The following is a 21469-nucleotide window of genomic DNA, read 5'->3' on the forward strand; positions in this document are numbered from 1 at the left end:
CCTGTCTTGTCTGTGCTTGGGATCAGGCCAAATGGAACACAGGGAGAAGGTCCGAGCAGACGGGGGAGTTGTCGGGGTTGACTTCCATCAGGGGAGCCATTGAGTCCCACCATTTTCTAACAATCTCCTGATTTGGAAGATCTTTGGGTTTGTCCGGATCGGACTGTTTCTGAACGGCAAAGAGGGTCAGTGACTCTTCGTCGAGAAAGATGGAGTAATCGGAGATGCCCGCGGCGCGGATGGCTGCGGCGAGTTCCGGCCAGATCTCGTCGTGGCGCTTCTTGTACTCAGCCACCTTGCCGGGCTTGAGCTTCATTTTAAATGCGACGGTTTTCATTAGTGTCCGAGATATTTGACAACGGCTTCAGTCCGGGTGCGGACGTGGAGTTTTGAGTAAATATTGTGCAGGTGGGTGCGCACGGTCTCCACACCGATGCCAAGATCCCAGGCGATCTCCTTGTAGAGTGAGCCTTTGACAAGCAGGTCGAGGATCTCGGTTTCACGAGGTGTTAGATCGAGATCCTTGCCCTTGGTTTTTACCGGAGTCCGGAAATTCTGAACCACCTTCCGGGCGATGGCGCTGGACATCGGAGAGCCACCGGCCATCAGGTCTTCGAGGGATTCGAGGAGCTTGTCGGGGGCATCCCGCTTCAGCAGGTATCCTGAAGCACCTGCTGCGAGGGCGTCGAAGATACGGTCATTGTTGTCGTAGACGGTGACCATCATAATTTGGATTTCAGGGAACTTTTCCTTGAGGCGTGCGGCGCATTCGATTCCCGACATGCCGGGAAGTTGGATGTCCATGAGGACCACAGCCGGAGCGCTGTCGGCGATCGCTTCAAGGGCGGTTTCTGCCGAAGGGTAGGTGCCGGTGAGTTTGAGCGACTTGGCTGTCGATACCAGATCGGACAAGGTTTCCCTCAAGCTCGGGTCGTCTTCGATAATCGCGATGGTGTGGATGGGTTTGCTCATGGTTTGGTCAGGTTGCTGCGGTCTTGAAGTGGGCAGTCGAAAACAACTTGGGTGCCGCCGTCGGGGATTGAGTTGATAATACAGGTGCCGCCGATTTCATGGAGACGCTTGGAGAGATACTCGAGGCCATGCCGGGAGGACTCCGATTTGCTTTCGAAACCGACGCCATTGTCACGAATCTCAATCAAGATGCGGGACCCGTCGTAGCGGAGTGATAAGTGGACTTCGCATGGCCCTGCATGGCGGAGCACATTGTGAAGGGCCTCTTTCACCGCGAGACTGAGCTGATGTCTGAAATCGGATCCCAGTTCCCGTGCCGGGAGGATCGAGGGAATGTCGAGCCGGCAGCGGACAGGGCTGTCGCGGAAAATTTCCTCGGAGAGGCGGGTGAGGTGGGAGGCGAGCTGGTCGAGGCTGTCGTGGGCGGGATCGACGGCCCAAACGAGATCGTCCATAGCGACGACGAGATCGCGAGCGGATTGGTTGAGCTTGCCGAGGTGGCGGCGCGAGCTTTCGGGGTTTTGATCGAGCTCGCGAAGGGCGAGTGAGGCGGAGAGGTTGAGCACGGTGATGCGGGTGCCGAGGTCGTCGTGCATGTCTCGTGCGATGCGGGTGCGGTCACGCTCAAGCGCATTCTGGAATGCGAGCTCACGCAGGCGTCGGCGAGCTCTGCGGCGGGCAGCACGGATGAAGTAGATGGCGAGAAGGGCGACGCAGGATGCGGTAACAGCGGGTGGAAACCAGGGGCGCTGCCAGTAGGGGAGGCGGATGTTGATTGGAAGCGAGAGACTGGCCGTGGTCGGCCTCTCGCCCGCGCTCAGACCAATCGCCCGGAAATGGTAGCGACCGGGCGGGACGTTGACGTAGGTGGCTCGATGAAGACTTCCGCCGATGATGTTGTAGGCTTCGTCCCATGAGATGATGACTGTCCTTCCTCCGAAAATGACGGGGTCGAACGACTGACGGCAGGCCCATGTGGCAAAGTGGGTCTGGTCACCATCAGCGAGCATGAGGGCGAACTTCGATCCTTCGCTTGTAACCTGGGCGATCGTCGGGTCACTGCCACGCCGACTCCAGCGGTTGGGGATTCCCTGAGGTAGGTCAAGATCGATCCCTCGACTGAAGTCGCCATTCTGCCACAGGGAAATGGGATCCTTCCCAGGAAGACTGATGTCGAGGTTGTCGATGATCAGGGTTCCGGTGGTGTCGGGAGAACCGGATTCGATCGCAATATAGACATGTCTGCCGGCAGGAGGAATGAAAAGCGGTTCGGAGCGAGCGGTTAGTTCGGACTCTCCGGGGCTGTTTCCCCAGCCCTTGCTGGTGCCTACCGCGTCGAATCTGGCTTCGGAAATGATATTATTTTGATCATCCCGCACCTGACAGAGGATCGTCATTCCCCGGGTGCTATCAATCCATCGCTCGTCGATGCCTTCAAGTTGGCAGCGGAACTGGACCGCTTCATTGAGCGGACCGGTAGGATAGCTGAAGTCGAAGTCGAGCCGATGAAGTCCCGGCTCAAGGGTCAACTCCTCACCGGCCTTGTGTCGAAAGTCGGCGGGTGACCCATCGACCAGGATATTGGCAAGGAAGAGGGGCAGCTCGTCGACTCCGGGGAACGGAGTGTGGGCGTTCTCGACGGTGCTCGAGGGAAGTCGGTCGGCTGCGGGTATAAAGATGAAGTCGCTCGGGTTTCTCGCGATTGAGCTGATTCGCACCTCATCGATGCGGCCTGGAAATGGCTGCGACTCGGCATTTTTCGGATCGGACTGGCGAGCTTCGTTGCCAATGGCAAAATCTCCGAGTCGACCGTTGAAATCCGAGGTCAGGGTGCCACTGCCGATGCGGTTGGCTCTCCGGGTATTCGGTTTGACTCGGGTCCAGTAGATCTGGATGTTGTTAGAGAGGTTTTCGATGCCATTGTAGGCGATTGCGACGTGGAACCAGTCTTCGGTGTTGATGGCGTGGTCTCCATCTTTGGGGAGGTGGGCCACTGCGCCACCTTGTGATCCGCTATCGGGCAAGGGGGCGAATGTTAGAATGCTCTGGCGGTCGAGCCGCAGGCTGAAGATCCGGCAATTCGTTTCGTCATCCATGGACAGGATGGTGAAGCCGCTTTGTTTGGTTTCGTCAGGCAGCTTGTCGAACTTCACCAGAGCTTCGTAGGTGAAGGCTCCATCGTGGCCGAAGTAGCGGAGGGATCGTGGTGCGTTGTCTCTTCTTCCGGCGTGCAGTTGCGGGCTTGCGATGAGGATCGCCCCTTTGAATTCGGGAGATCCCGGCCTTCCTCCCGCATCGTGATCGAAGGAGATGGAGCTTCCCAGGTGCGGCAGGGATGGCAGTCCGGCCTCGGCACCGTTCAGTAGTCCGAGCAAGGGTGTCGGCGAAAGACCGGCATCGGTGAATGGTGGCCCGGCTTCATCCAGATGCCAAAGATGGAGCGTGTGAGCGTCGGGGATGTAGGGTGTGACATCAGACTGTCCTACCAGCGGGAGAAGTAGGAAAATGAGGGCAATGATGGCAATAAATGGGCGATGTGACACGGGACCAATTCAAGCAGAAGGAGAGGGATGAAGCGAGCGATGACATTGCCGGAGGTGGTCCTCGTGATGTCTTTCTTGGACTGAAGTCTCTGATTTCCGAGGCGATCAAGCGACGGCACTCAGTCCTGATACGTCTCGAAGAGTTTGGTGAACTCCCGATGGATTTCGGGTTCTTTGGCGGAGAGTTCCTGGGATTCGCCGGGATCTGATTCGATGTCGTAGAGCTCGATCTTGCGCTCCTTTCCATAGCGAACCGCCTTCCATTTGCCGCGACGGGCAGCTTGAAAGGTGTCTCCGACGATCCCGGAATTCGGATCTCCCGTGAACTTTCCGAACTCCCAGTAAAGTGTGCGTTCGGGAAGGGCCTCGGGCCCGTCCTTGAGGAGGCCGGCAATGGATGACCCGTTGGTCTCGACGCGCGGGACCTGTCTCAGGTCGACACCGGCCAGCTCGGCGAAGGTGGGGAGTACGTCGGCGAATACCCATGGCGTGGCATCGACCCGGCCCTTGGTGATGTTCGCCGGCCAGTGGGCGATCATCGGGACGTGAATCCCTCCGTCGTAGAGGTCTCTTTTCATTCCCTTGTAAGGAGCGGATGCCTCGAAGTAGGCAGGGCTGGCGCCTCCTTCATCATGAGGGCCATTGTCCGAGGTGAAGAAGATCAGGGTGTTCTCGGCAATGCCTTTTTTCTCCAAGGCGGCGTAGAGCTGTCCGACGTAGTCATCGAGCGCGGTGATCATGCCTGCCGTAGTGGCGAAGGGTTCATCGACCTGTTCCGGGTAATACCAGGCATACTTGTCACGATTCGTATCCGTGGACATCCCAAGATAGGGGACTTCTTCAAACTTTCCCTTGTAGGGCTCAAGATACTTTTCCGGCACGGCGAGCTCTGCGTGGGGCGAGGAAAATGCCAGCATCACGAAGAACGGATTCTGGTGGTCTTGATTGATGTAATCGATGGCTTCTTCGGTGAATGCCTGCTGCGCGTAGACTTCCTTCTTTCCGCTTTCGTTGGCTTCGATGCGCAGCTTCTTGCCATCGCGCCAGAGGACCGTCGGGTACTGGCGGTGCCCTTCGATGATCGCATACATGCCGAACCAAGTGTCGAATCCCATGGCGAGGGGATCGGTCACGCCCATCTGGGATCCGATCGAGTACTTGCCGAACAGGGCGGTGTCATAGCCGCCCTGTTTGAGAACGTGAGCCATGGTCACGTCGAGCTCGCCGAGCTGGGCCGAGTTGCTGTTGTTTCGCAGAATCCGGCCATCGCGACCGGTGAAGAGCGAGACTCTTGACGGGGAACAAACGGTGCTTCCCGAGTAGGCTTGAGTGAACCGGATCCCGTTGGCGGCGAGCTTGTCGAGGTTCGGAGTTTGGATCCGTGTGTTTCCGTAGGCACCGAGCTGATTGAAGCCAAGGTCGTCTGTTAGGATGAAAATGATATTGGGTCTGTCAGCGGCGCTGAGCAGGCTGGTCGAGGCCCAAATGCCCAGAGCTGCTGTGATCAAGCGAATGACTCGGCGGATTGGCTTCATGGAGATGACGGTGAAAAGTGAGTTTTTTGGGCGCCCTATCCGAATGGTGCCGGGTGATGACGAGGAATCACGGAGATATCACGCGAAGGTAGCCGATCCCTATTTGACTTCGATTTTGAAAGCTCCGCTGAGCTTCTCGTCGAGGATCCATCGCTCGCCCTTGCGTTCGGCGGCCGTGGCTTTGCCGTTGACGAAAACCGAAGCGGTGGCCTTGGCAGCAGGGACGTCGATCTGGGCTGACATGCCCTCCGGAAGTTCGACCGTCAGGCTGAAGGTCCGATCGTTGGTCCAATCGATAAGGACCGGTCCCCGCGGAGAGGGAACCTTGCCTCGGGCAAATTGTAGAGATCCCGTGTGGGGGCGGATGGAAACAGTCTTCCAGCCGGGCTCCAAAGCTTCGGCACCGAGGACGAAGCGCGGTAGGAGATTGGCTGGGGCGGCACCCCAGGCGTGATTCCAATCCTGATTGGGTTTGTATTTCTGATCCCAGGCTTCCCAGGTGATGGTGGTGCCGCTGTCGACCATGTGCTTCCAGCTTCGGTCGTTGTCGGCGGTGATCAGCGAAAGCGCTTTGTCGGCGGCGCCATGATTGAAGAGCCCTTCGAGCAGATACTGGGCAGCATAGACGGAACAATCCATCTCCTTGCCACGCAGGAATTCCAATACTCCGGGTTGCTTGTCCGCCGGGACCAATCCGAATGCGAGAGGGAAGAAGTTGGCATGATGGGACGCATGCCTGGTGCCCACGCCGTCGCGGTAGATTCCACGCTTCGAGTCGAACAACTGCTTTTGAAACTCTGCGTGGGTCTTCTTGAATCGCGCTTCGAAGTCTTTGGCTTCATCCTCTTTTCCGATCGCGCGGGCGAGCTCGGCCATTCGTTGGATGGCCGCGAGGTGGAAGGCATTGACGACCGTGTTTCGCTCAGTGAAAACGTAGCCATCGCGCTCGGTTGTCGGCCAGTCGACGATGTCGGTTCTCTTGATTTGCTGGGCATTGCTGGCAATGAGCCCATCCGGAGCCGCGCGCTCAAGCAGGGTTTTGGTTTTGAGTCGGTTGTAACGGGGCGCAATCCAGTCCTTGTCGCCCGTTCTCATCCAGTCCGCATGGGCGATGAAAATCATGTGAGGAGCCCACTCGGTGGGCCAGGTGGCAAAGTTGATCAGGCGATCATAGGTATCGCGTGCCATCTGGATGTCACGATCGGTGTAGTAGTGGCTCAGCTGGTTGAGATAGGAATCCGCTTCATAGGGAATCCGCTCTCTATCGCCATCCACGTAGACGCCGGCGAATGTGGTGGCCTTGATTGAGTAGCGACAGAGTTCCCAGATGCGGTTGAGGGTTTCATCGGAGCACTCGAATGCCGCCGCGTCGTCATCCCAATTCGCTGAAAAGGCGGCTTGGCGAACGATTTGCTCCGGCTTCAGTTCGCCTGGCCAGCCTTCGATCTCGACCCAGCGGAAGGGGAGGATGACGCCCCACTCGTCAGGTGTTAGAATGGCCGGTGGGTGGGCGTCGTTGGTTTTCTTGGTATTTCGTTTGTCGGCCGGTGGAGCGACGATCGTAGCTTGTCCCGGCTCAAGGCTTGCCTTGGTTCTGGCGTAGCGGACGGTGCCTGGCGGTTTGCGGTCGACGCGGCCGTTCTTTTGGGCTTCGCCAAAGTGGAAGGTGATGGGCCCGGTGTTATCCGATGGACAGCTGAGTCTGAGATTGCCGAAGGCGACCTTCCCGAAGTCGATAAGAATGGTCTTGTTGTCAGGCTCGGAAATTTTGACCGGCGGCTGATCGACGAGTTTTGTCGGCGCCGCGGGGAGAGCGGAGGAGGCTGCGATGAAGAGCGCGGCAAGAAGGGCGGATACGGGGCGGAAATGGGCCATGGGAAAGAGCAAATAATGGACGGATCAGCCTCGACTTCGTAGGGCGCTTTTGGGTGGCTTGAGCTGCGTGTAGATCGCGGTGGCCTGAGCTCGCGAATGGACGTGGAGCTTTTCGTAGATCCTCCTGAGGTAGGTATCTACAGTGTGTTTGCTCAGCTCCAATTCGCTGGAGATCTCCTTGTAGAGGTAGCCTTGAGCGAGGAGTTCGAGAACTTCTTCTTCCCTTTTTGAAAGTTGGCTGAGTTCGTTTTGAGGCGCTTCCGCAGCAGGTTTGCGAAAACACTGCACGACCTTGCGGGCGATGCCGCTGCTCATGGGCGACCCTCCATTGTAGACCTCCCTCAAGGATGCGAGCAGTTCGTCCCGGGGGGTCTGCTTGAGCAGGTATCCGGTGGCGCCTGCCTCCAGCGCCTTAAAGATCCTGTCCGAGTCCTCGTAGACCGTGATCATCACGAACTGGATTCTGGGGAGCTTGAGCTTCAGTTCACGGACACACTCGACACCGTTTCGGCCCGGAAGGTTGATGTCCATCAGGGCGACATCGGGCTTGTCCTGAGGGATCGACTCGTAGGCCTGTTGGCCGTCACCATACTGGCTGACGAGGCGGAATCCGTCGGCTTTCTCGATCCAATCCGCGTAGATCGACCTCAACGACGTGTCGTCTTCTACGATGGTCACCGCGATGGTGGGTTGCTCGGCTTCACTCACAGGATGATGCTATCTTTGATTTTCCGAATTGGTGAGTCACGTGTATTCGTGACAGTCGAAGCGGGGACTACGGGTTCATTCTGAAGGGGACCTCGAATTCGACGCTCGTTCCCTCTTCGTCCGAGCTGCTCAGGGTGCAGGTGCCGCCAATTTCCGCCATGCGGGTTTTCATGTTGGCCAAACCATTGCCCGGCAGGTTTCGCGTCGGGTCCGAGGGTGAATTCAAATCAAAACCTCGGCCGTTGTCGGCGATTCTCAGAACAAAGTGGGTGTCGTCCGGTCTCAGGGAAATTCGGACTTCGGTGGCTTCCGAGTATTTCACCGAGTTGTTGAGGGCCTCCTTGAAGGCGAGGAACAGATTGTGACGGACTTGGGCGGAGAGCGGTCGTTCAGGGAGAACCATCGGCATTTCCAGTCGGCAGCGAACCCCGGCGATGCTCAGGAAACCCTGCCCGTAGTTGCTGATGTAGTTGGCCAAGGCGTCAAAGGTGTCATGGTCCGGGTTGACCGCCCAAACGACTTCTTCCATCGAGCGCATCAGGTGCCGGGCGGTCGCGTGAATTTGGTCGAGGACTTCCTGAGTCAATTGGGTATCAGGAGTGGGCGTTGATTGACTCAGCAGCGTGATGTGGGTGAGGCTGGCGCCGAGGTCATCGTGAATGTCTCTGGCAATCCGGCTGCGTTCCTGCTCGAGCGCCCGCTTCTCAGCAATCTGCTGAAGCTGCCGCTTGTGCCGCCATCGGAGCCACAGGAAGACAAGTCCGCCCGCCGCGAGAGCCGTTCCGATTCCTCCGCCGATCTTGAACCACCAGGTTTCCCAGAAATACGGGTCGACGGTGATTTCGAGGGTGGCACCGTGCTCGTTCCAGACTCCGACGTTGTTGCAGGCCAGCACTTGAAATTCATAGCGGCCGGCCGGGAGCCGGGGATAGGTCGCGCTTTGGCCGGATGTGGTCTGAACCCAGTTGCGGTCGAAGGGTTTCAGCCGATGGAGAAAGTGGATGTTTTCAGGAGATGTTAGACTGAGCGCGGCATAGCGAATCTCCATCTTGTCGTGTCCGGGATCGATCCGGAGCCTGGGCTCAGGCTTGCTGAGATCCAATCGGGATTCCTCGTGGGCGTTGGGATCGAGCGAGCGGGTTTGGTAGAAGGCCACCACCTCGTCATCGAGGATAACTTGCTCAAGAACGACTGGTGGAGGAATGGGGTTCGACTTGATCTGATCCGGCTGAACCTTCAGTAACCCGCGACTCATCGAAAACCACAGGGTACCGTCCGGCGCACGTGCCGCAGAGGGAGAGAAGTTCCGAACCGGTTGGAGGCTGGGTAGACCGTCGTTGCGACCAAAGGTGCGGGGCCGCAGGTGGTTCGTGCCACCTTTGATCCGATCGATCACCTCCCGATAGTCCAACTGGAAGAGTCCACGATTGGCGGTGATCCAGAGAGAGCCCTGATGATCATCGATGATTTGGGAGATGTAATCGTCGTAGAGCCCGTCGGCCTTGGTGAGGCGGGTGTATCGACCGTCCTTCAAATGCCCCAAGCCCTCGCCTGCGTAGCCGATCCAAAGGCTGCCGTCGGGGCTTGCCTGGAGCGTTCTAACCGATAGGGGCAAGGGTTCGGTAATCGCTGTTTCATCAACCAGGCGATCATCGGTGGCCCGAAGAACCCGGCCGTCGGACGAGCCTATCCAGATCGTTCCTCCGGGCCCCTCCGTCATGGCGCGGATGAACTCGATGGGGCCGTCGATCGGGAAGTTGGTGGCTTGACCGTTGCGAATCCGATGGACCTGAAAGGGGGTATCGAAAGCAGCCCAGATGTCTCCGTTGGAAGCGGCGAGGAGCGAGCGGACGACCCGATGCTTGAGTTTGTGATCCAGCGGGAAAACCTGCCACTTGTCCTGGTGATGAACAAGGATTCCCTTGTCTCGAGTGCCTACCCAGACTCGTCCGTTTTGGTCGGCCGCGACGCATGACGCGAGAGTTCCCGACCAGACTTGGCCACCAGATTCGGAGCGCCATCGCCCATTCGAACCTGAGACGAGGCCGCCACGTTCGGTTACGGCCCAAATTCTCCCATTGGATCCGATGGATACGGACTGTGCCGAGGTGAGGAATGCTTGGTTCGGTTCTTCGATGAGTTCGACGCTGAGTGGTTTGATGAGGTTCAAGCCGCCTCCGCTGGTTCCCGCCCAGATGTTTCCCTCCCTGTCTTCCGTGATGCATTCGATATCCGGGTGAGAAGTCGGGATGGCCTTCAGGACACCGCCATCAAAGCGGAACAATCCATGCCCTGAAGTTCCGATCCAAACGGTTCCACTAGGATCCTCGTAGATCACGTTTGCGCGCGAGTCATCGGGCAGGGACGTGACGCTAGCGGGATCCCCATTCACCGGGAGTCGCATCAACTTCGAGTTCGCAGTGATCCATAGGCCACCGTCGCCGGCGGGGGCGATGGTGGCACGCAGGTCTCCCAATGGGTAAAGCGGCGAGAATCCTTCCTTGCTGAGCTGTCCAAGCATGCCGCCAATCGATAGCCAGACATTCCCAAACGAATCGCTGGCAAGACTCGGACTTCCTCCTCTCAGAAGGCCCTCGGCTTCACCTAATGTCGTGATCGAGTCTCCTTCGATGTAGCATACTTCGCCTGAGAAGCAGGCCCAGATGGTTCCTTGGCCATCCTCCGTGATGCCGATCACCCGCTGGGTAGGAAGGCCATCAGCCGGAAAGAAGGGGTGAACGGAATCAACACCAGCTCGGATCAGCGGGCCGCGTTCCATGGCAAACCACACGCGACCCCTGCTATCGAGGAACATGGCTCTAACAGCCCGACTGGGAAGACCCGGAAGGCGGTGAAGGGGCATCGTCGCGAATTCCGCCCCATTGAAGCGCATGAGTCCGCCCTTGGTGGCGACCCAAAGGTACCCGTCCGGTGACTGGGCGAGGTCCGAAATGCTGTTGTCGGGCAAGCCGTCCTCGGTTTGCCAGGCACGATAGAACCAGTTGCTCGACTCTGCCTCCGCTGCGCAGAGTGATGTCAGAGCAGGGGAGAACAGGCAGAAGGAAAGAAGTATCAGCCTTAAAAACATGGACGAATGCAAATCACTACCTTCTCTACGGGGCTGGGACCATCCCTCATTTCGTCCGTATTCGTGTCGGTCTGCCCGAAGATGGTATTTCTCCGGTGACCAGCGGCTAGCCAATCCTACGTCTTGGTCCGTGGGACTACCTTAACTAACAGTTTGGTAGATTCTCCGATCCATCGTTTGACCACCACTTTCTGTGTCGCTCGGTGCCACCGCACCAATTGGGCTTGAGCGCGTTCAGCGGGGCCTTTGGCGTGGACTTGTCGGGGGTCGGATGAGGATGGATCGAATTCCAGCTTCAGATCATCGCCAAACTGGATGGTGAAGCCGTTCTTGTAGTGACGATCTGCCGGAATGAAGAACTCACTGGAACCAAGTGAGGGATTGGTGCGGATTTCCGTCGCGAATTGTCGGGTTTCGAAATCGTTGTGATAGCCGTCCACTGTTCCCGCGATGATGACCGGGCGGGGGCGAACAATGACATTGGTAATGTAGTCACGCTCGACCTTCCCGGTCGGCGAGGGGTCGGAGAAGATCGCCCAGGTCATCCAGTCGTCCTTGCCGTTGGAAACCGGGATTTCCCGGCGTCCGCCGCAGAACCAGGCTTTGATGCCGCCAATACCGCGTTGGTCCATTTCATTGACCGTGAGCTGATAGACCCTGGTGTACCGCTTCTGCTGGCTCGGGTTGTTGTCGGTACTTGAATAGGTGGGCGATCCCCATTCTCCGAGGAGCAAAGGGACATTCGAAATGGCCGCCTGCCGCTCAAGATCGTCGAGCATCGGAGCAATGACCTCTGGGTTCATTTGGTAAAGGTGAGGCGCGTAGATGGCCTTTCTTCTTCCGAAGGGTTCTTCAATGGGAACCACCGGGTCACGACCGGGGCCGGTCTGATCTTCGGGTTTGCGGAGCAGAGGTTGATAGAGAACCCACTTCTCCGGACTGATGGCGCGCATGGTGTCGGTCATGCGGCGAAGAAGCGGCAGAAGCTGTTCCTGCTGCGTCTTCTCGTAGTTCTTCGATTTCCCCCGGGTGGGTTCATTGAGAAGGTCGTAGCCAAATACGGCCGGTTCGTTCTGGTAGCGGGTCCACAAGCGGGTCCATCCCTCCATGAGCTGGGCTTGGGCATCGGAATCACTCCAGAGCATTTCCCAAAAGGCATCGCCGCGCGGCTTTGCTCCGTAGCTGACGAGTTTGAAGATCGTGTGAATGCCGACTTCCCTGCCCATGCGGACGAGTTCGTCGAAATGCTCCAGCGCCGCTTCGTCGGGAGAGGTCCCTGGCCAGGCTCCGATCAAAATGACCGGGACCCGAATCACCTGAAAGCTCGCACCCATTCGAACCATCTTCTGATAGTCATCAGGAGTATAGGGGAGCTTCTCCAAGGTGACGAATCCGCCGGGAATGATCTGGCGCCCATCGACGTCGAAGATGCGCTGATGGTCGGGGATTTCCGCAGAGGCGAAAGCGCTCAGGACGAGCGATGCCGCCAGCGCGATTCGACCGAGGATTTTGTGGAAAGGATTTTTGCTTGGGCTCATGAGCCTTGAGGGACAGGTGGTCAATTGGATGTCTCAGTCTGAGCCCGCATCCCTTTCGAACGATCAAATTGCGCTCCCCTTTTAGGGGGAAACATCGATGGGGAAGGATGGCATCGATAAAAGATTAGGTTGCTAAGAAAAATTCCTATCGCTAATCAATTCGCCGAGATGGCAAGGAAGAAGGTGCGATTGAAGGATGTGGCCGAGAAGGCTGGAGTGGCAGTCAATACGGCTTCGACGATCCTGAATCGGCGTCCGAATTCCTGGGCCTCGAAAGAGACCGAGGAGCGGGTCTTTGAGGCGGCGAAGGTGCTTGGCTACCGGCCGAACCGGGCGGCGGTGGCTCTCCAGGCTGGCCGCTTCAGCACCATTGGGCTGCTCATCGCGGATTTGAAGAATCCCTACTTCACTCAGTTTGCTTCCTTGATGGGAGCGGCACTGGAAGAGAAGGGATATAACCTGGTCATCGAGAACTGGCGCAACGATCTCGAACGGGAAAAGAAGTTGCTGGAAGACTTTGTCCATCGGGACGTCGATGGCGTTGCCGCGTTTGTCAGCGACGTGGGGACGCATCAGGAATTTCTAGAGCATCAGAGCAAGCTGGGATTTCCGATCGTGGCTTACGCGATGCCAGGTGCGGGTCTGGCCCATGTGGACCTGGTGATTCCCAATTTCGAAATGGGCTTGAGGCAGGCTGCGGAAAAACTTCACGAGCTCGGGCACCGCAAATTCGTCTTCCTTTCCGCTCGCTCGGAAGGCCAGCGGGTCGGGATGCGTCCGGCCTTGTTCCGCGATGCGATCGCGAGTCTTGATGCGGGCAGCGAGGTCGAGGTGATCGCCTGCGGGCCTTCCATGGAAAATGCGCGTGAGGTTGGTCTTCGGGTTCTCGCCGGTGAGAATCGTCCGACAGCGGTGGTGGCACTGAATGACTTCACGGCGGTGGGGATCATGCGTGCGGCAACCGAGCTGAAGCTTAGCATTCCCGGTGATCTCTCGGTGGTGGGAATCGATGGCGTGCCGCTTGGAGCTCAGTTGATGGTCTCGCTTTCAACCGTAGCGCAGCCATTGGAAAAGATGGCGGCGAAGACGGTTGAGATGCTCATCGCGAGAATCGACGGGGAAGAGGATCAGCCGCAGCAACGCGCTGAGTTCCCCACTGAATTCATTGCCCGGGAATCGATCGGGCCGGTTCGTTCGTAAGGCCGCAGACCGCCCATCTAATCGCCTTCCTCATCCTCGGGTGCCCTGCCGATGGCGGCGTTCGAGGAGGCATAGGACAAGTGGCCGGTGGAGTCGGCCCCGAGAAGCGGCGCGAAATTCTTCGGGAGCTGTGAGGCAAGTCGTTGCTTGGAGGCCTGATACTCCGGGTTCCTGGCGAGGTTGTTCCATTCGTTTGGGTCCTTGCGGTGATCGTAGAATTCCTCGGAGCCATCGAAGTAATGGATGTAGCGGAAACGTTCGGAGCGGATCGCGACGTTTCCGGGGCCAAAGCTGGTGCGGGTAAAATGAGGCCACTCGCTCTCAGGATTCCGCAGCAGCGGGGCAAGGCTGTGGCCTTCGTGCACGGGGTCGGGGGCGGAGCCTGTTAGATCGAGCAAGGTCGGATAGAGATCAATCAATCCGACGGGTTTCCCGCTGACTTGTCCTCCTGCGATATCAGGACCGGCGATGATCACGGGCACGCGGGTGCCGTCTTCCCAAAGCGAGCGCTTCGCCCAGCGTTCCTTCTCACCGAGGTGGAAACCGTGATCGGAGAAGAGGGCGATGATGGTGTTGTCCTTGTGAGGGCTCTCGTCGAGAGCCTTGATCACGGTGCCGACGCATGAATCCACGAAGCTGATGCAGGCGAGGTAGGATTGGACGGCGTGCTTCCATTCATCGCTGCTTTCGATCCACTCTTGAGTCGGCGCGACATGTTCGAGGCGAGTGATGTTGATGGCGTAATCGGAAAGATCGGCGAGCTCATCCTCCTTGATCTTCGGTAGCTGGATTTCATCGACAGGGTGGAGGTCATACCACTTTTGTGGCACGAACATCGGGACGTGGGGGCGGTAGAAGCCAACAGCGAGGAGGAAGGGTTCGTCAGTGCCGAGTTGTGCAAGTTGTTTGGCGGCCCAGTTGGCGATCTTGTGATCGGGCATCGTCTCGTCCGTGTCAGGAAAGGAACCCCAGTCCCAAAGAAGGTGACCGTGGGGTTGGCTGATCTTCTTTTCCGGCATCGGGCCAAAGCCGCCGAAGCTGCCGGCGTAACTGTCGATGTAGCGTTTGTTCTCGGTGTTGTGGAAGAGCTTGCCTGCGCCACTGACATGATATCCTTCCTTCGCGAATCGCTTCGGCAAGGTGATGGCGCTCTTCGCGACCGGTGAGGCGGAGATTTCGGGGTCGAGGAAATAGATGCCGCTGGTCTCCGGGTAGAGTGAGGTCATCAGGCTGGCACGCGACGGATTGCAGACCGGTGCCTGACAGTGGGCATTGGAGAAGAGCACGCCGCGCTCCGCCAAGGCATCGATATTCGGTGTCCTGGCCTGCGGGTGTCCTGCGAGGCAGCCGACCCAGTCATTCAGATCATCGATGGAGATAAGAAGGATGTTAGGACGTGCGTCCGCCGCGCTCATTCCTGAGAGGCAAAGAGTGAACAAGAGGAGCAGGGTGGGTCGTTTCATGATTCTAGCGGGTGATCTTGAAGTGGTAGCTTCCCGCAGGGACGGAGGCGGTGGATCCGTCGCCTGAGGCTTTGAAGTCTGCGCTTCCCTTCAGCACATGGATTTCCTCGGGCTTGAAGGGGAGGGTGAGGCGCCCCGTCGTGTTGGGTGGAATGATGGTTTCCATCTGCCATGCGGAGTTTGATTTCTCCCACTTGTTAGATGCGACACCGTAACGCGTGATGAGGCTGGCCTCGGCGTGGTCAAGAGGCACGCGGTCGTCGAGAATGGGGGCGACCAGGATTTCAGAATAGCCAGGAGCATTCGCCGAGGGCGCGAGACCTGCCAGCTTCTCATAGAAGAACCCACCCACGGCTCCGTAGGCGTAGTGATTGAAGGAGTTCATCGAATCGTCGCCGAATCCATCCTTTTTGGTGTAGCTGTTCCAGCGCTCCCAGATGGAGGTGGCTCCCTGAACGATGGAGTAGAACCAGCTTGGGTAATCTGAGGTGAAAAGAATGTTGAGTGCCTGCTCGCGGAGACCATGCTTTTCCAAGGTCGGGATCAGCACCGAGGTGCCGATGAATCCGGTGTTGAGCAGGTTGCCGAACTCCTCGATTTTTTCCGAGAGGTGACCGGTTGCCTTGTCTGCCAGTTCGCCGTCGATCAGGCCGAATGCGAGGGGCAGCACATAGGCGCTCTGCGTAGCGGTCCCTTCGATGACGCGACCGTCATTGTCGAAGAACTTGTTAGACGCGGCTGTCTTGATCTCGTCGACCAGCGCCTTGTATTTGGCTGCTTCATCGCTTTTTCCCAGGGCCTCGGCGGCTTGCGCACAAAGTTTCGCACCGTAGGCGTAGTAGCAGGTCGTGAGCAAACGCGTCGAAGTCTCACCGCTGCGGTCATCGGTGCCTACGGGTTTCGTGCCGTAGCTTTTCGGCTGAAGCCAGTCGCCGAAGCTTTTCGGCTCATCGACGATGCCGTCTTTGGCTTTGTTCGTATAGTAGCCGACGCGCTTTTTCATCATCGGATAGAATTCCCGGAGGACCTCGATGTCGCCGGTGCGAAGATAAAGTTCCCATGGTATGACGAAGGCGGCATCGCCCCAGCCTGCGGAATTCACCCATCCTCGATATTGGTTGGAGGGAATGATGTTGGGCACTCCTCCGTCCGGCTTCATCTCCTGCTTGATGCTTTCGAGGTAGCTCATCAGGAAGGCATGAGTGTCGTAATTGAAAAGCGAGACGGGCGTGAAGACCTGGGCGTCGCCGGTCCAACCGTAGCGCTCGTTGCGCTGAGGGCAGTCGGTGGGGATATCGAGGAAGTTGCCGCGCTGGCTCCAGACGATGTTGCTCTGGAGCTTGTTGAGCTTTTCATGGGATGAATCGAAGCTGCCGGTGCGAGCGAAGTCGGTGTGGAGGACCTCGCCGCTCACCCAGTCGAGCGATGGCTCGGCCGTCTGATCAAAGCCGCTGATTTCAACATAGCGGAATCCGAAGAACGTGAAGGTCTGGGTGTAGTCGGCGATGCCGTCTTTGGCAGGGATGTAGTTGGCGAGTGAGCGGGCGGTGCGGTAGTTGCCCCGGTAAAGCGTGCCATCGTCGTTGAGCATCTCCGCCATCCGGATGGTGACGGTCTGACCCTTTCTCGCGGGAAGCTGCAGGTGAATCCAGCCGACCATGTTCTGGCCGAGGTCGAAGATGACTTTGCCCTCGCCGAACTTGCGCAGGGTCACGGGTTTGATGGATTCGATCACCCGAGTGCTTTGGAAACGCTTGGGACTGAGCCTGACCTTTGGATCGATCGGCGTGGTGGATACGGGCTTGAAGCGATCGGCGGATGGGTAGTCAGGGAGATCCCAGCCAGTGAGTTCCTTGCGGGCGTCGTAGTCTTCGCCATGCCAGATGTCGGCCATGGTGATCGGGCCGTCGATTGAATAGCTCCAGCTTTGATCGGTCGCGATCAATTCAAGCACCTTGCCCTCGGGTGACTTTAGTTCGAGCTGAGCGAGGAGCTCGGGCATGCTCCCATAGAAGCGCTTTGAAATGGTTCCGGCATACCATCCGTCGGAAATGCGTGCGGCGAGGACATTTTCGCCCTTTCGAAGAAGGGGGCCGACGTCGTAAGTGAGCGTTTCGATCTTCTGAGTGTAGTCCGTCCAACCGGGCACGAAGGCATCGGGAGTGACGAGCTGACCGTTGATTCGGAAATCCACAATACCCTTGGCTGTTAGATAGAGGCGGGCCATCTCGGGAACTTGCTCGATGGAAAAGCTTTTGCGCAGATGGACGACGGGACTGCCGAGTTCCTCGGGCGCCTTGAAGTCGTCTTTCGGGAGGTGGATCCACGAACCTTTCCAGTCGCTGTTTTCCAGAAGTCCCAGTTCAAGATGGCTCCAGGTCGACCAGTCCGATTCAGCGGATTCCTGATCCCAGTAGCGCACGCGCCATGCGATACGCTGTCGGGATGTTAGAGCGGGGCCGGAGTAGGGCACGTAGACCGATTGATCGGATACGACCTTTCCGCTGTCCCAGAGTGTTTCGGGATGCTCGCTGCCGGTGTGGGTGACGAGGATCTGATAGGCGCTTTGCTTGGCCCCTTGTCTTGGATCATCAAGCTTCCAGGAAAAGCTCGGAGTGGCGTCGTGAAAGCCAATCGGATTGATCCGACCCTCATTGACGCTGAGATCTCGGGGTGGCGCTGGAGCAGCGAGCGCCAGTCCAGTCAGTAGCGTGATGATCATGGGAAGAAGGACTCTCATCTCGGGACGAAAGTAGGCGGTCAGGCAGAGCTGGCAATCGTATAAAGAAAGGATTCTTATTCCGGGTTTCATGAAGCTATGTGGGTTCTAGGGGGCGCATGCCAATAGGAGAGCTGAGCTCGAGGAGTGAGGCCTCAGAGGGCGGGTGCCTGGACGACTTGAATGTTCAGACTCGCAGCACTCTGAAGGAAGGAGCCATCCGCGTCGTCATTGGTGATCAGGGTGCTGATCTCCATCGGTTGGGCGAAGAAAAAGGAGGCTCTTTGGCCGAGTTTGCTGGAGTCGGCCAGCAGGCAGACCTCTTCCGAGTAGGCGATCACCCGTTCCTTGAAAGAGGCCTGGCGGGAGTTCGTTTCCGAGACCCCACGATCAAGATCGAAGGCGCTTCCGGAGAAGAACATCCGGTGGATGTTGTGCTTCTGGAGCGCGGCCGCGGCGGAGAGTCCGATATAAGAGCGGGACCGCTGCTCGTAAAGACCACCCGTGCAGAAGATGTCGCCCTCGCGTCCGGCTAGGGCAGTGACCACGTTGTGGGCGTTAGTCAAAATCGTGATGGGGAAGTCGGGAAGGAATTCGATCAGGGTCAGAGCCGTCGAGGAGGCATCGATGAAAATCGTTTCATTCGGCTGAATGCGCTCGGCGGCGGCGCGGGCGATCGCGCGCTTTGACTCACGGTTGACCATCTGGCGTTCGGTCAACGTGAGTTCGACCCGACTTGGGTCGGGCTTGATGGCTCCACCATGGATCCGCTGGAGCTTGCCGCGGATTTCCAGTGCCTCGAAGTCCTTGCGGATGGTTTCATCCGTCACTTCGAGCGCGGAGGCGAGCTCGATGGTTCGGACCGAGCCTTGGGCGGCGAGGTGCTCGAGAATGATCGATTGGCGTTCGGGAGGGAGCATGGAGGCGCTTGGGAGTTTCTGGGATTTTTCGCAAATTAGTTGACTTCCCAATCAAAACCAAGCAAAACAAAGGCGTTCCCACCAAAAATGTTGACGAAACCCAATATTCCCCGTGCGGTCGTTGAGCACCTTGTACGAGAGCAGGTCTATCAATCGATGGGTCTTCCGCTTCCTGCCACAGCCGCCGCTCCGAACCCTCTGGTTGTTAATGTGAGTGCCCGTCACTGCCATTTGTCACAGGCCACCGTGGAAATACTTTTTGGCAAGGGTCACAAGCTGACGCCCATGAAGTCGCTTTATATGGACGGCCAGTATGCGGCGAAGGAAACGGTGACCTTGGTGGGCCCTCGCAGCCGTGTGATTTCCAATTTGAGAATCCTCGGTCCTTCGCGTGATTTCGATCAGGTGGAGTTGGCCTATACCGATGCGATTTCGCTCGGTTTCGATATTCCGGTGAGGGCATCCGGCGACATTGAAGGAACGCCTGGTGCCATGCTGATGGGACCTAACGGTTTCTTCGAGATGCCCAACGGTGTGATCCGCGCCATGCCCCACGTGCACATGCATCCCGATGATGCGGACTATTACGGGGTGAAGCACCAGGACATCATGAAGATGAAAGTCCACGGTGTGTGCCCGGTGACCTTCGACGGCATCCTTGTCCGCGTCGACAAGAGTTTTAAGCTGGAAGTGCACATCGATACCGATGAGGGCAATGCCTGCGGACTGAAATCCGACACTTTCTGCGAGCTAATCAAGTAAGCAAACAACGACAATCCAATAACAATACAATAAGATGAGCCAAGCCCTTGGACTGATTGAAACGAAAGGCTACGTAGGCAATGTGGAGGCCGCAGATGCGATGTCCAAAGCCGCCAACGTGGAACTGGTGAAGCAAATTCAAAGCGGAGGCGGATTCCTCACCATCCTCGTGCAGGGTGACGTGGGAAGCGTCAAATCTGCCGTCGATGCCGGAGCCGAAGCCGCTAGCCGAGTCGGCGAGCTGGTCAGCGCTCACGTGATCGCCCGCCCGCATGACCAATTGCTCAAGCAATTTGGCCTCGCTTGAAACCTAATTTAACAACTTACAACTAACTAATACCATGGCACAACAAGCACTTGGAATCATTGAGGTCAAAGGACTGGTCGCACTGGTCGAAGCTTCTGATGCAGCGCTCAAGGCGGCAGACCTTCAAATGGTCGGCTGGTCAAAAATCGGTTCCGGACTCGTGACGGGCTTCTTCACTGGCGACGTGGCTTCCCTCAAGGCTGGCATCGATGCGGCCGCTGATGCCGCTTCCCAGGTCGGTCAGGTCAGCGCGGTTCACGTGATCCCACGTCCGCACGACGAACTCGAAGGTCTGGTCGAACTCTGATCAAATCGAATCATCCCTGCCATGCTCGTTCTCATCGCCAATCTCGGCTCCACCTCCTTCAAATACCGCCTGTACAACATGGCGGCGGGTGAAGATCGTGTACTCGCGAAAGGTGGATATGAACGGGTCGAGGACCACGGAGTCGTGATTGAGGATGCGCTGGCGGAACTCGAGAAATCGGGTGCTGTTGGTTCGCGGAAAGAGATCGACGCAGTGGGCTTCAAGACGGTGCTCGGGCGGGACCTGAGTGGCTGTGTGGTGGCGGATGAGCGGGCGCTTGCCGCGCTCGAGGGCTTTGCCGAAGTGGCACCGGCCCACAATCCTCCGTACGCGGCGGGTATCCGGCAGTTCGCCCGGATCCTGCCTGACGCGCGCTTGATTGCTCTTTTCGAAACGGCCTTTTACCAATGGGTGCCGGAAGCGGCATCCCGTTATGCAGTCCCTGAAAGCTGGCACGCGGCGGGCATCCGTCGCTACGGGTTTCATGGAGCCAGCCACAAGTTCGTGGCGGAGCGTTCCGCAGAACTTCTCGGTCGTGAAGACGTCGCAGAAGTGGTGAGGGGACTCTATCAGAACGGTCCGCAGGCGGTTGATAAGCCGCTGCGCGTGATCTCCTGCCATCTCGGTGGCAGCAGCTCGGTGACCGGCATCCGCAACGGTGTCGCGATCGGAACCAGCATGGGATTCTCGCCGCAGAGCGGACTCCCGCAAAACAATCGGGTCGGTGACCTTGATTCCGGAGCCATTCCCTATGCGGCGAAAGCGCTCGGTTTGGAGCTTCCCGAAATCGAACGCCAACTCACCAAGGAAGGTGGTTTGCTCGGCGTCTCGGGTGTCAGCAATGACCTCCGCGATGTGAAGGAAGCCGCGGACAATGGCAACGCGAACGCCCAGCTGGCGATCGACATGCTCATTCACGAAACCCGCCGTTGGGCATCATCCTTCCTCTTTGATCTCGGAGGACTCGATGGCTTTGTCTTCACCGCCGGCATCGGCGAAAATGGAGCGGAGCTTCGTGCTGCGGTTTGCGAGGGCCTCGAAGGCTTCGGCTTGAAGATCGACCCTGAAAAGAATGCCGCCTGCAAGGGCGAGGAAACGGAGATCAGTACGGCGGACTCGACCGTGAAAGTCTTCGTGATTCCTGCAAATGAGGAACTCGTGCTGGCGCGCGAAGTGACTCGCAAGATCTCATCTCTCAGTTAATTCAAAATCAACCAACTACAACCATGTCAAAACAAGCAGTAGGACTACTCGAAACGCGCGGACTTTGCTGTCTCGTTGCGGGCATCGATGCCGCTCTCAAGTCGGCTAACGTGAAACTCGCAGGCCCGATGAAGAACGTCGGCAGCGCTCTGTGCAACGCCGTCATCGTCGGTGATGTCGCCGCCGTGAAGGCCGGAATCGACGCCGCCGCTGAAGCCGCATCCCAGTTGGGAGAAGTGGTCAGCGCTCACGTCATCGCCCGTCCCGACGAAGCGATCGATGCGGTGATTTCCAGCCCGAAGGCAAAGGCTCCGGCTGCGAGGAAATAA

17 protein-coding genes are annotated in these 21469 nt (G+C 57.9%); 6 read left to right on the top strand and 11 right to left on the bottom strand.

Annotated elements, in window-relative coordinates:
• Window positions 1-22 precede the first annotated feature (22 nt).
• The 8 genes from rhaM to ACFQY0_RS00525 form a co-directional block, all read right to left on the bottom strand.
• Entirely contained in the window at window positions 23-337 is a 315-nt protein-coding gene (gene rhaM / locus ACFQY0_RS00490) for an L-rhamnose mutarotase (RefSeq protein ID WP_379707947.1), read from the bottom strand.
• Window positions 337-972, bottom strand: a complete 636-nt coding sequence (locus tag ACFQY0_RS00495; protein WP_379707949.1) for a response regulator — start codon at window positions 970-972, stop codon at window positions 337-339. Before ACFQY0_RS00495 ends, rhaM begins: the two co-directional genes overlap by 1 nt.
• On the bottom strand, window positions 969-3515 hold the full coding sequence (locus ACFQY0_RS00500) for a histidine kinase (protein ID WP_379707951.1): 2547 nt from the start codon (window positions 3513-3515) through the stop codon (window positions 969-971). Before ACFQY0_RS00500 ends, ACFQY0_RS00495 begins: the two co-directional genes overlap by 4 nt.
• Window positions 3516-3634: 119 nt before the next feature.
• Window positions 3635-5050: a sulfatase-like hydrolase/transferase gene (locus tag ACFQY0_RS00505; RefSeq protein WP_379707953.1), complete on the bottom strand. Its 1416-nt coding sequence runs from the start codon at window positions 5048-5050 to the stop codon at window positions 3635-3637.
• Between the two features lie 99 nt (window positions 5051-5149).
• A complete protein-coding gene (locus ACFQY0_RS00510; RefSeq protein ID WP_379707955.1) occupies window positions 5150-6925 on the bottom strand; it encodes an alpha-L-rhamnosidase-related protein in 1776 nt (591 codons plus the stop codon).
• A 24-nt stretch (window positions 6926-6949) separates the two neighbouring features.
• Window positions 6950-7633: a response regulator transcription factor gene (locus tag ACFQY0_RS00515; RefSeq protein WP_379707957.1), complete on the bottom strand. Its 684-nt coding sequence runs from the start codon at window positions 7631-7633 to the stop codon at window positions 6950-6952.
• Between the two features lie 67 nt (window positions 7634-7700).
• The gene (locus ACFQY0_RS00520) at window positions 7701-10721 is read right to left on the bottom strand and encodes a sensor histidine kinase (RefSeq protein WP_379707958.1); all 3021 of its coding nucleotides are present in this window, start codon (window positions 10719-10721) and stop codon (window positions 7701-7703) included.
• 116 nt (window positions 10722-10837) lie between these two features.
• Entirely contained in the window at window positions 10838-12259 is a 1422-nt protein-coding gene (locus ACFQY0_RS00525; protein WP_379707961.1) for a glycoside hydrolase family 5 protein, read from the bottom strand.
• 168 nt (window positions 12260-12427) lie between these two features.
• Here ACFQY0_RS00525 and ACFQY0_RS00530 point away from each other — a divergent pair, with 168 nt between their 5' ends.
• Window positions 12428-13459 carry a LacI family DNA-binding transcriptional regulator gene (locus ACFQY0_RS00530; RefSeq protein WP_379707963.1) on the top strand — a complete coding sequence of 344 codons (1032 nt, stop codon included), beginning with the start codon at window positions 12428-12430 and terminating at the stop codon, window positions 13457-13459.
• A 17-nt stretch (window positions 13460-13476) separates the two neighbouring features.
• Here the strand turns inward: ACFQY0_RS00530 and ACFQY0_RS00535 are convergent, their stop codons facing one another.
• The 3 genes from ACFQY0_RS00535 to ACFQY0_RS00545 all read right to left on the bottom strand — a co-directional run bounded on the left by ACFQY0_RS00535 (window position 13477) and on the right by ACFQY0_RS00545 (window position 18561).
• Entirely contained in the window at window positions 13477-14922 is a 1446-nt protein-coding gene (locus ACFQY0_RS00535) for a sulfatase (RefSeq protein WP_379707965.1), read from the bottom strand.
• 4 nt (window positions 14923-14926) lie between these two features.
• Window positions 14927-17734: a family 78 glycoside hydrolase catalytic domain gene (locus ACFQY0_RS00540; protein ID WP_379707967.1), complete on the bottom strand. Its 2808-nt coding sequence runs from the start codon at window positions 17732-17734 to the stop codon at window positions 14927-14929.
• A 62-nt stretch (window positions 17735-17796) separates the two neighbouring features.
• The gene (locus ACFQY0_RS00545; RefSeq protein WP_379707969.1) at window positions 17797-18561 is read right to left on the bottom strand and encodes a DeoR/GlpR family DNA-binding transcription regulator; all 765 of its coding nucleotides are present in this window, start codon (window positions 18559-18561) and stop codon (window positions 17797-17799) included.
• 87 nt (window positions 18562-18648) lie between these two features.
• Here ACFQY0_RS00545 and pduL point away from each other — a divergent pair, with 87 nt between their 5' ends.
• Genes pduL through ACFQY0_RS00570 form a run of 5 tightly spaced genes read left to right on the top strand, consistent with a single transcriptional unit; the run spans window position 18649 to window position 21469 of the window.
• Window positions 18649-19323 (top strand): phosphate propanoyltransferase, encoded by a 675-nt coding sequence (gene pduL / locus ACFQY0_RS00550; protein ID WP_379707971.1) that lies wholly within the window; start codon window positions 18649-18651, stop codon window positions 19321-19323.
• 34 nt (window positions 19324-19357) lie between these two features.
• The gene (locus ACFQY0_RS00555) at window positions 19358-19630 is read left to right on the top strand and encodes a BMC domain-containing protein (protein ID WP_379707973.1); all 273 of its coding nucleotides are present in this window, start codon (window positions 19358-19360) and stop codon (window positions 19628-19630) included.
• A gap of 34 nt (window positions 19631-19664) precedes the next feature.
• Window positions 19665-19937: a BMC domain-containing protein gene (locus ACFQY0_RS00560; RefSeq protein ID WP_379707975.1), complete on the top strand. Its 273-nt coding sequence runs from the start codon at window positions 19665-19667 to the stop codon at window positions 19935-19937.
• A 21-nt stretch (window positions 19938-19958) separates the two neighbouring features.
• Entirely contained in the window at window positions 19959-21140 is a 1182-nt protein-coding gene (locus ACFQY0_RS00565) for an acetate/propionate family kinase (protein WP_379707977.1), read from the top strand.
• 23 nt (window positions 21141-21163) lie between these two features.
• A complete protein-coding gene (locus tag ACFQY0_RS00570) occupies window positions 21164-21469 on the top strand; it encodes a BMC domain-containing protein (RefSeq protein WP_379707979.1) in 306 nt (101 codons plus the stop codon).

This window comes from Haloferula chungangensis, from assembly GCF_042664875.1.
Lineage (GTDB): Bacteria > Verrucomicrobiota > Verrucomicrobiia > Verrucomicrobiales > Akkermansiaceae > Haloferula > Haloferula chungangensis.